The organism is Paracoccus caeni (assembly GCF_016629665.1).
Taxonomy (GTDB): Bacteria; Pseudomonadota; Alphaproteobacteria; order Rhodobacterales; family Rhodobacteraceae; genus Paracoccus; species Paracoccus caeni.
This window is the reverse complement of the sequence record NZ_JAEPRQ010000001.1, coordinates 1,159,675-1,173,367: the sequence shown is the minus strand read 5'-3', so window position 1 is coordinate 1,173,367 and position 13,693 is coordinate 1,159,675. Positions and strand designations below refer to the sequence as shown.

Here is a 13,693-nt window from a genome sequence, read left to right as displayed (position 1 = left end):
CGTGACCGCTGCACAGAGTGCCGATATCGTCTTTTCGCGTAACTTAAGGACATTCCTTTCGGCGCACATCATGCGGGTTCTCCGTCTGATCGGGTGCATATATCGGCGAACCGCCATTCAGCGTTTTCGAAACCAGCTTCGAGACCTATAAAGCTATAGTACGGACCGTCCACACGATTGGGAGCGGGCGGCGTTTTGACTTCGAAGGATGGTAGCGAAGCGCAGTACGCTCGAGCCACAGCCTCAGCTTCGGCCCGATCCGCGGGCGTATCTTCAAACTGTCCTTCTGCACGGCTAACAAGAGCCATTTGATAAAGCGTCGCCACTACCATTTCGCTGACATGGCCTTCTATCTCGACCAGTTCCACCAGATAGGTTTGACCATGATAATCAAACTTTTTTGCTGCAGTTTCAGCATTATAATACGGATCAGTCTCTGAACTCGCGGTACAACCCGTCAACGAAAAGACAAAAAACAAAGCGATTGCAGCGACCAGATAGCTCGTCCTGCCTGCCACTTTGGCTATAAAACGCCCCTCACTCACGCGACCCAATCGCGTGCAATAACTGCCCCACGGCGAGACAAAGCCCCGAGCGTCAAGTTCAGTGAGGGAACGCTGATTTATCATTCCGCCGCCATAGCGCCCATGCGCCCGGTGCGTTTGGCCTTGATGCGATCCTCGATCTCTTCGCGGAAGTTGCGGATCAAGCCTTGGATCGGCCATGCTGCCGCATCGCCAAGCGCGCAGATCGTGTGGCCCTCGACCTGTTTGGTCACGTCCAGCAGCATGTCGATTTCCTCGACCTCTGCCTCGCCTTTCACCAGACGGTCCATGACCCGCATCATCCAGCCGGTGCCCTCGCGACAAGGCGTGCATTGGCCGCAGCTTTCGTGCTTGAAGAACACCGACAGCCGCCAGATCGCCTTGATGATGTCGGTGGACTGATCCATCACGATCATGCAGGCGGTCCCGAAGGACGAGCGCAATTCGCGCATGCCGTCATAATCCATGATGGCGTTTTCGCATTGCTCGGCGGTCAGGACCGGGCAGGATGCGCCGCCGGGGATCACCGCCTTCAGGTTCTTCCAGCCGCCACGAACGCCGCCGCCATGCTTCTCGATCAACTCCTTCATCGGGATCGACATGGTTTCTTCGATCACGCAGGGGGTGTTGATGTGGCCGGTCAGACCGAACAGCTTGACGCCCGCATTGTTCGGACGCCCGAAGCCTGCAAACCATTCCGGGCCGCGCCGCAGGATCGTCGGCGTCACCGCGATGGATTCGACGTTGTTCACCGTGGTCGGGCAGCCGTAAAGCCCCGCGCCTGCCGGGAAAGGCGGCTTCATCCGCGGCATGCCCTTCTTGCCCTCAAGGCTTTCCAGAAGCGCGGTTTCCTCGCCACAGATATAGGCGCCCGCGCCGTGATGCAGGTAAAGGTCGAAATCCCAGCCGGAACCGGCAGCATTCGCGCCCAGAAGGCCCGCGTCATAGCATTCGTCAATGGCGGCTTGCAGCGATTCACGCTCGCGGATGAACTCGCCGCGCAGATAGATGTAGCTCACATGCGCGCCCATGGCGAAGCTGGCGATCAGCGCCCCCTCGATCAGGGTATGCGGATCGTGGCGCATGATCTCGCGGTCCTTGCAGGTCGCAGGCTCGGATTCGTCGCCGTTGATGACCAGATAGGAGGGGCGGCCATCGCTGACCTTGGGCATGAAGGACCACTTCATGCCGGTCGGGAAGCCCGCGCCGCCCCGGCCGCGCAGGCCGGATGCCTTGATCTCGTCCACGATCTTGTCGCGGCCACGCGCGATGATCTCGGCGGTGCCGTCCCAGCAGCCGCGCTTTTTCGCACCGGCAAGGCTGCGGTCGCCCATCCCGTAGAGGTTGGTGAAAATGCGATCCTGGTCTTTCAGCATCAAGTCAATCCTCTTACCCTGACGTCACGCATTCCTGCGCCGCCAGATACGCCAGGTCACGATCAGCGACCAGACAAAAGCAGCAATAGCGGCCAAATCGGCCAGAAAGGCCCATTTCGCCGCCCATCCATATTCGCGGCCCAGAAACTGGACCAAAAGCCATCCAAGCATGGCCACGGCGATCACCACGGCGACAAGGCGCATCTGCCCCGTATCGCGATCCTGCCCGCGATCCTGCCTGGAACCGCCCGTCATGCGGCACCATCGTTGCCAGCCAGAACCCTGGCCTGTTCCACCCATTCCTCACTGCGGATGCGGCCCCCAAGCCGACCCAGCAGTTCCGCGAAGTGATCCACCTCGGCATCGTCCCAAGCCGCGATCTGGGCGAAGGTGGTGACACCGTTTTCGTGCAGCACTTCCTCAAGTTTCGGGCCGACGCCCTTGATTTCCTTCAGGTCATCCGCCCTGGCCGCAACCGGCTTTTTGGCTTCCGACTTCGGTTTCGCCGCTGGCCGCGCCGCCGCCGCAGGCTTTGGTGCCGCCACCGGCTTCGCAGCCTCGGACTTCGGCTTCGGCGCCTCTGCCACCGGCGTTTCCGCCACTTCCTTCACCGCCTTCGGCTGAACCTGAGGCTGCGCCACCGTCTCGACCGGCTCCACAACAGGTTCGACCGGCGCGGCGACGGGCTGCGGTTCCCAGGCAGAGCCATCCTCGGCGGGGCTGCCCTGACTCATCCAGCCGATCAACCCGGTCAGCAACACGGCGGCGATGATGCCCAGAACCAGCCCGGCGAACCAACCCACCGATCCGGTGGTCATGATCCAGACCAGCAACCCCAGGACGATCCCCGGGATCAAGGCATTTCTGGCGGCGAAGGTGTCAGACATGTCTTGGGCTCCTTGCAGTGCTTGGCGGTGCTTTCGGTTCTACTCCTTGTCGCCGCCCTCGCTTTTGGCTGCGCCATCAGCGGCGCTGTCGGGCTGCGTCTTTTTCTCGATCTCTTTCGCGGCTTCAGGCTCGGCCTTCGACGCGGGCTGCGCGGCAGAGGCGGCCTGCGCCTCCTGCTTGGTCACGCCGGTTGCGTCGGGGCTGGCATTTGCCGAAGGCTGCGGGTCATTCGCGGGGGCTTTCGTCTCGACAGGCTCCTGCACGGGACGCAGCCATTTGGTCAGGATCGGCACCTCGGTCCCGTCGATCTTTTTCAGCGTCTCGCCGATATCGCGGGCCAAAGTGGCGCTGGCATTCAGATCATGGCCCGTCACTTCGGTGAGGCTGGTCAACCCGCCCAAAGGCTCGGACGAGAAGCGGCCATTCTGCGGACCGGGCAGCGGCACCTGACCTGCGGACATGGCGTCGATCAACTGTTCCAGCTTCTCGGGCGTCAGATCTTCGTAGAAATCCTTGCCGATCTGCGCCATCGGCGCGTTCGAGCAAGCGCCCAGACATTCGACCTCTTCCCACGAAAACTTGCCGTCAGCCGATACGGTATGCGGGGTCGGCGCGATCTTGCGTTTGCAGACTTCGGCCAAGGCCTCTGCCCCGCAGATCATACAGGTGGTGGTACCACAAATCTGGATATTCGCAACCGAACCAACAGGTTGAAGCTGGAACATAAAGTAGAATGTAGCAACTTCCAGCGCGCGAATATAGGGCATGCCCAAGAGCGAGGCGCAGTATTCGATGGCCGGACGCGAAAGCCAGCCTTCCTGTTCCTGCGCGCGCCACAGAACCGGAATGATCGCCGATTGCTGGCGGCCTTCCGGGTATTTGGTCATCTGCGCCTGCGCCCATTCAAGGTTGGCGGGCGAGAATTCAAAGCTGTCAGGCTGAACGGGTGAGAGACGGCGAAGCATGGATCAGCCCCCGAAAACGTAGGTAGCGCTCGCCCCGACGACAACGCCGAAATGAGCAACAGGATTGGGCGCAACCGCCGACAGAACGAGGATCAGGCCGAACACGCCAATACCGGACACCATCACCGATCCACCTCCCCGAACACGATATCCAGCGTCGCGATCAGCGCCGGAACGTCGGCCAGTTGGTGACCTTTGCCGATCCAGTCCATCGATTGCAGATGCAGGAATCCCGGCGCGCGCAGTTTCGCGCGGTAGGGTTTGTTGGTGCCGTCGCTGACCAGATAGACGCCGAATTCGCCCTTCGGCGCCTCGACGGCGGCGTAAACCTCACCGGCGGGAACCTTGAAGCCTTCGGTGTAAAGCTTGAAGTGGTGGATCAGGCTTTCCATGTCGCGCTTCATCTCGCCGCGTTTCGGCGGGGTCAGTTTGCCGCGCGCAAGGATGTCGCCCTGCGGTTCAAGCCGCAGTTTGGCCACGGCCTGCTTCATGATATTGCAGGATTCACGCATTTCCTGCATGCGGATCAGGAAGCGGTCATAGCAGTCGCCATTCTTGCCGACCGGAATCTTGAAGTCGAATTCGTCATAGCATTCATAGGGTTGCGCGCGGCGCAAATCCCAGGCCATGCCCGAACCACGAACCATCACGCCCGAATAACCCCAATCCAGCGCATCCTGTTCGGACACGATGCCGATACCGACCAGACGTTGCTTGAAGATCCGGTTCTCGGTCAGAAGCGTGTCGAGGTCATCGACCAGTTTCGGGAACCGTTCGCACCATTCCTCGATATCGTCCAGAAGCTGCGGCGTCAGATCCTGATGGACCCCGCCCGGACGGAAATAGGCCGCGTGCAGACGTGCGCCGCAGGCCCGCTCATAGAAGACCATCAGCTCTTCCCGCGCCTCGAAGGCCCAAAGCGGCGGCGTCAGCGCGCCAACGTCCAGCGCGCCGGTGGTCAAGCCCAGCAGGTGGTTCAGAATGCGGCCGATTTCCGAATACAGCACCCGGATCAGGCTGGCGCGGCGCGGAATCTTGGTGTCGGTCAGGCGTTCGATCGCCAGACACCATGCATGTTCCTGATTCATCGGCGCCACGTAATCGAGGCGGTCGAAATAAGGCAGGTTTTGCAGATAGGTGCGGCTTTCCATCAGCTTTTCGGTGCCGCGATGCAAAAGTCCGATATGCGGATCGGCGCGTTCAACGATCTCGCCGTCAAGCTCCAGCACCATGCGCAGCACGCCGTGCGCGGCAGGGTGCTGCGGGCCGAAGTTGATGTTGAAGTTCCTGATCCGCTGTTCGCCGGCAAGCGTATCCTCGGTGCCGTCGTCATAGCGGTTGTTGCGGATGTCGCCGTCCATCACTTGGCCCCCTGCTTTTCATCGCCGGGCAGCACGTATTTCGCGCCCTCCCATGGCGAGAGGAAATCGAACTGGCGGTATTCCTGCGTCAGGTTGACCGGCTCATAGATGACGCGCTTTTCGGCCTCGCTATAGCGAACCTCGACATAGCCGGTGGTCGGGAAATCCTTGCGCAACGGATGGCCCGAGAAGCCGTAATCGGTCAGGATCCGCCGCAGATCCGGGTGGCCGGCAAAGAGGATGCCGAACATGTCGAACACCTCACGCTCGAACCAATTGGCCGAGGGGTGCAGGTTCACTAAAGTCGGGACCATCTCATCCTCGCGGATGGCGACTTTCACGCGGATACGCTGGTTCTGATACATCGACAGGAAATGCCAGACGACATCGAAACGCTGCGGACGGGCCGGGTGATCGACGGCGGTGATGTCCACCAGCGACGAAAACCGGCAGGAACTGTCGCTGCGCAGAAATTCCACCAGATCCAGAAGGCCGCTGATCGTGCTGGTCACGGTCAGCTCGCCAAAGGCAACCTCGGTGTCCAGAACCTCGTGGCTGCGGCGCAACTGGATATGTTCGGCAAGCTGGGTGAGCGTGTCGATATCGGGATAAACGGCCATCGGGTTACCTCACCAGCGTGCCGGTGCGCCGAATCCGGCGCTGGAGTTGCAGGATGCCGTAAAGCAGAGCCTCGGCCGTGGGCGGGCAGCCGGGGACGTAGATATCCACCGGCACGATGCGGTCACAGCCGCGCACCACAGAATAGGAGTAATGGTAATAGCCGCCACCATTGGCGCAGCTTCCCATGCTGATGACATAGCGCGGCTCGGGCATCTGGTCATAGACCTTGCGCAAAGCCGGGGCCATCTTGTTGGTCAGCGTGCCCGCGACGATCATCAGGTCCGACTGACGCGGGGAAGCGCGCGGCGCGGTGCCGAAGCGTTCGATATCATAGCGCGGCATCGACATCTGGATCATCTCGACCGCGCAGCAGGCCAGCCCGAAGGTCATCCAGTGCAGCGAGCCGTTGCGGGCCCAGTTGATGATGTCGGCGGTCGAGGTCAGCAGGAAACCCTTGTCCTGCAGCTCGGCGTTCAGCGCGGCAGTGGCGACCTCACGGTCGGGACCAGCCGTATTGGCTCCGGTCATCACGCCCATTCCAGCGCCCCCTTCTTCCATTCATAGGCAAAGCCGATCGTCAGCACCCCAAGGAAGACCATCATCGACCAGAAGGCTACATCCGACAGATTTGCGAAATTCGTCGCCCAGGGGAACAGAAATGCCACTTCAAGGTCGAAAATGATGAAAAGAATCGACACCAGATAGAACCGGACATCGAATTTCATCCGCGCATCGTCGAATGCGTTGAAGCCGCATTCATAGGCGCTGACCTTTTCAGGATCGGGGTTGCGGATGGCGATCAGAAGCCCGGCCAGCAACAACAGAATGGCAAGTGCAGAGGCCATGCCCGCGAAGACGAGGATGGGCAGATATTCCTGCAACAAGTGTTCCACGGGCAAATTTCCCCTAGTGGGCCGCGGGGAAACTTGGCTGCCCGCGACGGGTTGGCTTTGGCCGGTTTAGACCTGACTGGCAGCGGGGTCAACGGGCCGCAACAGCCCAATAATACCTCATTCGACAGGTTTTTCCGTCTTTGTTAGCGGATGTCACACCCCTGCCCGCCCGCCATTCGACGGCGCGGGATTCGGCGACAAAAACACCCGGAAAATTGAAGACCTTCGGATGCTTGCCGAAAAGTAGCGCCCGCTGCCCCGTCCCGGCTCAGGCTTCGGCGCGATCCAGTTCTCTCAGTGCCATATAGGCTTCGCGCTGAAGGACCAGCTTCTCGGCATAGGCGCCCGCCAACGCAGCGTCAGGGGCGATTTCCTTGCTAACGCGAGGCGTCCCGAAGGTCGCGGCGGAAACATCGCCCGTCTTGCAGGCAACGGCCAGTTTCGCCGCGCCGAACGCCGCGCCGAAATCGCCGTCTTCCGGCACCAGAAGCGTGACCCCGGTGGCCGAGGCGATGATCTTCAGCCAGCTTTCCGACCGCGCCCCGCCACCGACGGCGAATGCGGCCTCGACCGGGGTTCCGGCCTTGCGCAGCGCATTGGCGCAATCGGCAAAGGCCAGCGCCACACCCTCCATCGCCGCCTGCGCCAGATCAGCAAGGCCATTGGCGCGGCGCAGACCCACGAAAGCCCCCGTCGCGCCGGGATCGTTCAGCGGTGTCCGTTCCCCCGACAGATATGGCAGAAACGCGACGTCAGAGACCGCCGTGACCGGATCGGCGACCAACGCCGCCAGTTCCGGCGCGGATTTGCCGGTGATCTCGGACAGCCATGCCAGACTGTCGGTGGCCGACAGGATCACCCCCATCTGATGCCATGTTTCGGGCAGCGCGTGACAGAAGGTGTGGACCGCATCGCCGGTATTGGGTGCATAGCTGGCGGTCGAGGCGAACAGCACCCCCGACGTGCCCAGCGACAGAAAGCCCACGCCCGGCTGGATCACCCCCATGCCGCAGGCGGTTGCCGCATTGTCGCCACCGCCCCCGGCCACCGCGACCTGCCCGACGCCCCATTCCCCGGCCAGTTCCGCCCGAAGCTGACCCGAGACATCGCTGCCTTCGACCAGCGACGGCATATGGCTGCGGTCCAGCCCGGTCGCGGCCAGCAATTCGTCCGACCAGTCGCGCTTCGCCACGTCCAGCCACAGCGTCCCGGCAGCGTCCGACATCTCGGCGACATGGCCGCCGGTCAGCCACAGGCGCAGATAATCCTTGGGCAGCAGCACCTTGGCCACGCGCGCGAAAATCTCGGGCTCATTCTCGGCCACCCAAAGCAGCTTTGGCGCGGTGAACCCCGCCATGACCAGATTGCCGCCAATGCCGCGAAAATCGGCGCGTTTGTCCAGCGTCTCGCATTGCGCGCCCGAGCGGCCGTCGTTCCACAGGATACAGGGCCGCAGCACCTGATCGGCACTGTCCAGCAACGTTGCGCCATGCATATGTCCCGACAGACCGATCGCCTGCAGCTTCGCCCATGCTTCGGGCTTGGCGCGCCTGATCTCGGCGATGACTTTGCTGCAGGCGGCGATCCAGTCCGCCGGGTCCTGCTCGGACCAGCCCGGATGCGGTCGGCTGACGCTCAGGCTTTCATGCGCGGTGGCGACGACATTGAAGCCGTCATCGATCAGCATCGCCTTGATGCCAGAGGTGCCCAGATCGATCCCCAGATACATTGCCTTCCCCTTCTTCCGTCACGCCGCCTGAACGCGGTTTCGGCGAGTAGTTAACATATCGGACCCGCACCGGAAGCCTTGAATCTGCAAGAAATAGCGAAAACGCGGGCCAAAATCCGGCCCGCGTCAAGATAGTATCAGAAATGGGTCAAATCCTGACTATTCGACCAGCGGGCAACCACTATCGGCGGGCGCGATATAGGCCTGATCGCCGGGGATCGTTGAGATGACATTGTAGTAATCCCACGGCACATCGCTTTCGCCGGGCGCTTTGACCTGCATCAGATAGACCTGATTCATCATCCGGCCATTCGGGGCGACATGACCATCGGTGACGAAGACATCGTTCACCGGCAGTTCATGCAGTTTCGCCGCGACGGCCTCGGTCTCATCGGTGCCCGCAGCCTCGATGGCCTTCAGGTAAGAGGTGACCGCCGAATAAGTGCCCGCATGCAGCATGTTCGGCATCATCCCGGTCCGGTCAAGGAACCGCTCGCCAAAGGCGCGGGTCTCGTCGTTCATGTTCCAGTAGAAGCTTTCGACCAGATACAGGCCCTGCGCAGTTTCCAGCCCAAGCCCATGCACCTCGGACAGGGTGAACAGCAGCGCTGCCAGCTTCTGCCCGGCCTGGGTGATACCGAACTCTGCCGCCTGCTTGATCGCGTTCTGCGTATCAAGCCCGGCCGAGGCAAGCCCGATCACCTTGGCCCCCGATGCCTGCGCCTGCAGCAGGAACGAGGAATAATCCGTCGTGCCCAGCGGGTGCCGCACAGATCCAAGGATCTCTCCGCCCGCTTCCTTCACGAAATTGGCGGTGTTTTCCTCAAGCGAATAGCCGAAGGCATAATCCGCCGTCAGGAAATACCAGCTATCATTGCCCTCCTTGACTAGCGCGCTGCCGGTGCCGACGGCAAGGGCATGGGTGTCATAGGCCCAATGGAAGCCATAGGGCGAACATTGCGCGCCGGTCAGCTCGGTCGTGCCGGCGCCGGTATTGATGGTGATCTTCTTCGCGTCGCGCGACAGGCCCTGCACGGCCAGACCGACCGAAGAGTTGGTCAATTCCATGATCGAGTCGACATTCTCGGTATCATACCACTGCCGCGCGATGTTCGAGGCGATGTCGGCCTTGTTCTGGTGATCGGCGGTCACGATCTCGACCGGCTTGCCCAGCACGGTCCCGCCAAAATCCTCGGCTGCCATCTTGGCGGCTTCAAAGGAATATTTGCCGCCAATATCGGCGAACGGCCCCGACTGGTCATTCAGGATGCCGATCTTGACCACGTCATCGCTGACCTCTTGCGCTACCGCCGCAAGCGGCGACAGCATCAGCGCCGACGCGCAAAGAATCTTGATATTCTTCATGAAATTCCTCCTCACCCATGAAACCAGCCGGAAAATGGCGATGGCAGCCGCATGACTGCATCGCTTCGCCCGGAACGCTCTTCCCCACGCTCCGATCCGTGGCCGACTGACGGTCCCCAAAGCTTACGAGAGGGAATCAAGCAGCGTCAACACGCCGCTGGCGAGAATGACCGAAGGGCCGCGGCCCAACCACTCAGGCCGCAGAAATCCGGCGGGGTGTTTTGCTTTCGATATAAGGCGCGAATTGCGCAACCGCCTGCGCCAACCGTCGCCGCAAAGCCATCGACGGCGGCTCGCCAATGCGCAATTCCAAGGCGGTGGCGTGGACGCCAACCGGCAGCACCTCGGCCTCGGTTGCTGCGAAAAGCGGGCGCAGCCGGTGTTCGATCACCAGATCATGCCGTCCTTCACCGCCCGCAAGCGCCAGAAGGACCGGCTTGCCCGCAAGCGTGGCCGGGTCGATCAGATCGAAAAGCCGCCGGAAGGTCGGGCTGTAGCTGTCGCGAAAAACCGCGCTGCCGATGACCAGCGCATCCGCCGCGAAGATCGTATCAAGCCGCCGCAGCGCAACAGGCGACAGACCGCGCCGAAAATCACCCTCGGTCAGCCCCGGTTGCAGATCGCCGATGTCATGGACCACACCTTCGACCCCGAACCGCGCCGCGATATCCTGCACCGCCATATCGACCAGCGCACGGGTCTTGCCGTTCCGGTTCAGACTTCCGGCGAAGCCCGCAATGCGGACGATTTTGTTGCGCGATGTCATGGCCTTCTCCGTTCGCGATGGGCACCAAGAATAGGCCGAACATGCCCCCGCGACGATTCCAAACTCTGCCTCGGAAAGGGAACAGCCACACCGCCCGCGCAGCCGTCGCGGTATCTTTTCCCTCGGCGGGACGACGCATCCGAATCGTTAAAGGAACCAGAAAAACTTGTGATTTGGCATTTCGGTGGAAGAAATAACCTTTCCGAAACAATTTCCTAAGCAAAAATCTGACTTAAAGACGATAAATCCAGTGGACATTTAGATATATTGCGTCATCCTTCCCTCAGACAGTTATGGAGGGCGGTATGACCGCGCTGGATCTGATCGACCGGAAGATCGTCGCGACGCTGATGTCGGACGCAACTTTGCCTATCGCACAGGTGGCCGAAAAGGTCGGCCTGTCGCAAAGCCCCTGCTGGAAGCGCATCCAGAAGCTTGAGGCGAATGGTATCCTGACCGGCCGCGTCGCCATCGTCGATCCGGCCCGGATCGGCTTCGGTCTGACCGTCTTCGTCAGCGTCGAGGCCAAGGATCACAGCGCCGAATGGCGCGAGCAGTTCCTGCAGGCCATCGCCGATTTCCCCGAAATCATGGAGGCCTATCGGATGGCGGGCGAAAAGGATTATCTGCTGCGGGTGGCCGTGCCCGATATCGGCACCTTCGACGATTTCTACCGTCGCCTGACCGAGGCGGTCACCTTCCGCAATCTCAGCTCGCATTTCGCGATGGAACGTCTGCGCTACAGCACGGTGTTCCCGGTCAATACGCGGGATCGCTGATGCCCTCTGGCTGTTGCACCCGCCGCCGTTGCGCCGGACCCTTTGTTGACGTGGCGGAAGCACGGGCAATGCGTCCTTGCCTTAAGGGGCATCGGGCCGCAGGCTCGGATGGCTGTCGCGCGGGGGGTGGCGGATGAATATCAAGAACGAACCGACCATTTTCGACGCAGCACCTGCGACGCGCCCGTCCCGGCATGTCATCGTCATAGGCGGCGGGGCCAGCGGTGTGCTGATGGCGTCGCATCTCTTGCGTCAGGAAGGCGCCGATCTGCGCGTCACCATCGTCGAGGGGCGGCATATGCTGGGCTGTGGCGTCGCCTATTCGACCACCGATCCGAACCACCTGCTGAACACCCGCGCCAGCAATATGAGCGCCTTTCCCGACCTGCCGGACGATTTCCTGAAATGGCTGGCTTCGCGCCGGGACATCGCCAATCGCGGCGCAGAGGCCTTTGTCAGCCGTGGCGTTTACGGCGCCTATATGTCCGACCTGCTGGAGAAATGGTCGGCGGGACAGGCCCCGACCCGGCTGCGCTGCGTCAGCGCACTGTGCCAGCGCCTTGACGAGACCGATACCGGCATCCGCGCCACGCTGGACGACGGACGAGAGATCGAGGCCGACCTTGCAATCATCGCCACCGGCCACGCTTTGCCCGATCCCGATCCCGAAGGGCTGATCGTGCGTGGCTGGGAAGCCGCATCCCCGATCCCGGCCGAGGGGCGCGTGGTCATCATCGGCTCGGGCCTGTCGATGGTCGATCAGGTTGTCTCGCTGCTAAACGAAGGGCATCGCGGCCAGATCGTCGCCCTGTCCCGACGCTCGCAACTGCCGCGCATCCATGCCGAGGGCGCGGCGCTCAACTTTGCGCCGGAAGAGCTGCCACTGGGCCAGCCGGTCAGTGCGCTGATGGCATGGCTGCGCGACCGCGCGCGCCGGGCCGAGGGCGATGGCGGCACATGGCGCGATGCCGTGGACGGTCTGCGCCCGCATCTGCGCGCGATCTGGCGTGCCCTGCCCAATCCCGAACGCGCCCGCTTTCTGCGCCATGCCGCATCGTGGTGGGAGGTGCATCGCCATCGCCTGCCTCCGGAAAGCGCCGAACAGATCAACGCCGCCCTTGCCTCGGGTCAGTTGCGGCTGGTCAGCGGTGCGTTTCTGCGGGCCGAGCGTGATGCTTCGGGCGGGATGCAGGCAGTGCTGCGCCCGCGCGGCGCGGCCAGCGAACAGGCGCTTCCGGCAGAGCGGATCGTCGATTGCAGGGGCATCCGCCGCGACCCGGCGGAACATGCGACACCGCTGATCGCGGGACTGCTGTCATCGGGTCAGGCCCGCATCGATCCGCTGCGGCTTGGTCTTGATATTGCGGCGAATTGCGCGTTGATCGATGCCAAGGGCAAGGCCAGCAACCGCATTTTCGCCATCGGCCCGGTCTCGCGCGCGGCCTTTTGGGAGATCACGGCGATCCCCGATATCCGCGAACAGACCGCCGCACTGGCGAAGATGCTGACCGCAACCACATGGCGGCACGAGGCCGCGCGCGGCTGAGATTACAGCGTCACCTGTCCCTCGATACAGGTGACGACCTCGCCGCCGATCCAGATCCCGTCGGCATCTTGGGTCACATGCACCCTGCCCTCGCGCCCAAGCGCCGTGCCCTGCGCGGCAAGATAGCGTGCCGGCGCGATCCCCGCACCGATTAGCCATTGCGCGATTCCGGCATTCAGGCTGCCAGTCACCGGATCTTCGAAGCCGTCGGTGAAGGCGCGGACTTCGAAAATCGTGCCATCGCCGCCCTCATCCGCCGACCAAGGCGCGACCACGCCGATCCGCTGCCCGGCCAGCGCCACGAAATCCGGGCGCAAGGCCAGAACCTCGGCCCGGTTTTCCAACAGAAGCCCCATCCAGCCCGGCCCGTTATCGATCCATTGCGCCGCCCGGATCCGTCCGGCATCCATGCCAAGACCCTGTGCCAGTTTCGGCAACAGATCGCCCTCGACCGGGCCGTCCCGCAACAAAGGCGGCGCGGCGAAGGCAAGGCGGCTGCCATCCGGGCGAATGCGGATCAGACCCGCGGCGCATTCCTGCACGATATCGCGTCCCTTCGGCTTGCCGCCCTGCGACAACCAGACATGACAACTGCCCAAAGTCGGATGCCCGGCAAAGGGCAGTTCCCGCATCGGGGTAAAGATCCGCAGCCGGTAATCCGCCGAAGGATCGGTCGGCGGCAGCAGAAAGGTGGTCTCGCTGAGATTGGTCCAATTGGCGAAAGCCGCCATCTGCTGATCGGTCAGACCGACCGCATCGATCACCACCGCCAGCGGATTGCCCTTCAGCGCGGTCTCGGTGAAGACATCCACCTGCCGAAAGCCATATGTCGCCTGACTGCTCATCTGATCCCCATATC

Annotated in this window: 15 protein-coding genes; 2 read left to right on the top strand and 13 right to left on the bottom strand. The window is 62.2% G+C overall.

What is annotated here, in order from left to right; genetic code table 11:
- Nucleotides 1-68: 68 nt before the first annotated feature.
- From JJJ17_RS05610 to JJJ17_RS05555, 12 genes are all read right to left on the bottom strand, one after another.
- Nucleotides 69-629 carry a hypothetical protein gene (locus tag JJJ17_RS05610; RefSeq protein ID WP_200684365.1) on the bottom strand — a complete coding sequence of 187 codons (561 nt, stop codon included), beginning with the start codon at nucleotides 627-629 and terminating at the stop codon, nucleotides 69-71.
- Nucleotides 626-1,921: an NADH-quinone oxidoreductase subunit NuoF gene (gene nuoF, locus JJJ17_RS05605; protein ID WP_200684364.1), complete on the bottom strand. Its 1,296-nt coding sequence runs from the start codon at nucleotides 1,919-1,921 to the stop codon at nucleotides 626-628. The genes JJJ17_RS05610 and nuoF overlap by 4 nt, the downstream gene beginning before the upstream one ends.
- A gap of 24 nt (nucleotides 1,922-1,945) precedes the next feature.
- Complete coding sequence (locus tag JJJ17_RS05600; protein ID WP_200684362.1) at nucleotides 1,946-2,176, bottom strand: DUF5337 domain-containing protein; 231 nt, start codon at nucleotides 2,174-2,176, stop codon at nucleotides 1,946-1,948.
- Nucleotides 2,173-2,808, bottom strand: coding sequence for a hypothetical protein (locus tag JJJ17_RS20530; protein ID WP_200684360.1), 636 nt, complete (start codon nucleotides 2,806-2,808; stop codon nucleotides 2,173-2,175). The genes JJJ17_RS05600 and JJJ17_RS20530 overlap by 4 nt, the downstream gene beginning before the upstream one ends.
- Before the next feature lie 39 nt (nucleotides 2,809-2,847).
- A complete protein-coding gene (gene nuoE, locus JJJ17_RS05590) occupies nucleotides 2,848-3,774 on the bottom strand; it encodes an NADH-quinone oxidoreductase subunit NuoE (RefSeq protein WP_200684357.1) in 927 nt (308 codons plus the stop codon).
- A 122-nt stretch (nucleotides 3,775-3,896) separates the two neighbouring features.
- The gene (locus JJJ17_RS05585; RefSeq protein WP_200684355.1) at nucleotides 3,897-5,135 is read right to left on the bottom strand and encodes an NADH-quinone oxidoreductase subunit D; all 1,239 of its coding nucleotides are present in this window, start codon (nucleotides 5,133-5,135) and stop codon (nucleotides 3,897-3,899) included.
- Complete coding sequence (locus JJJ17_RS05580) at nucleotides 5,135-5,755, bottom strand: NADH-quinone oxidoreductase subunit C (protein ID WP_200684353.1); 621 nt, start codon at nucleotides 5,753-5,755, stop codon at nucleotides 5,135-5,137. The genes JJJ17_RS05585 and JJJ17_RS05580 overlap by 1 nt, the downstream gene beginning before the upstream one ends.
- A 4-nt stretch (nucleotides 5,756-5,759) precedes the next feature.
- Complete coding sequence (locus tag JJJ17_RS05575; protein WP_200684351.1) at nucleotides 5,760-6,293, bottom strand: NuoB/complex I 20 kDa subunit family protein; 534 nt, start codon at nucleotides 6,291-6,293, stop codon at nucleotides 5,760-5,762.
- Nucleotides 6,284-6,649 (bottom strand): NADH-quinone oxidoreductase subunit A, encoded by a 366-nt coding sequence (locus JJJ17_RS05570; protein ID WP_200684350.1) that lies wholly within the window; start codon nucleotides 6,647-6,649, stop codon nucleotides 6,284-6,286. Before JJJ17_RS05570 ends, JJJ17_RS05575 begins: the two co-directional genes overlap by 10 nt.
- A gap of 268 nt (nucleotides 6,650-6,917) precedes the next feature.
- On the bottom strand, nucleotides 6,918-8,378 hold the full coding sequence (xylB, locus tag JJJ17_RS05565; protein WP_200684349.1) for a xylulokinase: 1,461 nt from the start codon (nucleotides 8,376-8,378) through the stop codon (nucleotides 6,918-6,920).
- 159 nt (nucleotides 8,379-8,537) lie between these two features.
- Nucleotides 8,538-9,743 carry an ABC transporter substrate-binding protein gene (locus JJJ17_RS05560; protein ID WP_200684348.1) on the bottom strand — a complete coding sequence of 402 codons (1,206 nt, stop codon included), beginning with the start codon at nucleotides 9,741-9,743 and terminating at the stop codon, nucleotides 8,538-8,540.
- A 193-nt stretch (nucleotides 9,744-9,936) separates the two neighbouring features.
- Nucleotides 9,937-10,509, bottom strand: coding sequence for an NADPH-dependent FMN reductase (locus JJJ17_RS05555; protein WP_200684347.1), 573 nt, complete (start codon nucleotides 10,507-10,509; stop codon nucleotides 9,937-9,939).
- Between the two features lie 305 nt (nucleotides 10,510-10,814).
- Here JJJ17_RS05555 and JJJ17_RS05550 point away from each other — a divergent pair, with 305 nt between their 5' ends.
- Together JJJ17_RS05550 and JJJ17_RS05545 are read left to right on the top strand one after the other, a co-directional pair.
- Nucleotides 10,815-11,288, top strand: a complete 474-nt coding sequence (locus tag JJJ17_RS05550; RefSeq protein WP_200684346.1) for an Lrp/AsnC family transcriptional regulator — start codon at nucleotides 10,815-10,817, stop codon at nucleotides 11,286-11,288.
- A 133-nt stretch (nucleotides 11,289-11,421) separates the two neighbouring features.
- A complete protein-coding gene (locus JJJ17_RS05545; protein ID WP_200684345.1) occupies nucleotides 11,422-12,834 on the top strand; it encodes an FAD/NAD(P)-binding protein in 1,413 nt (470 codons plus the stop codon).
- 2 nt (nucleotides 12,835-12,836) lie between these two features.
- Here the strand turns inward: JJJ17_RS05545 and JJJ17_RS05540 are convergent, their stop codons facing one another.
- A complete protein-coding gene (locus JJJ17_RS05540) occupies nucleotides 12,837-13,679 on the bottom strand; it encodes a PhzF family phenazine biosynthesis protein (RefSeq protein ID WP_200684343.1) in 843 nt (280 codons plus the stop codon).
- Nucleotides 13,680-13,693 lie beyond the last annotated feature (14 nt).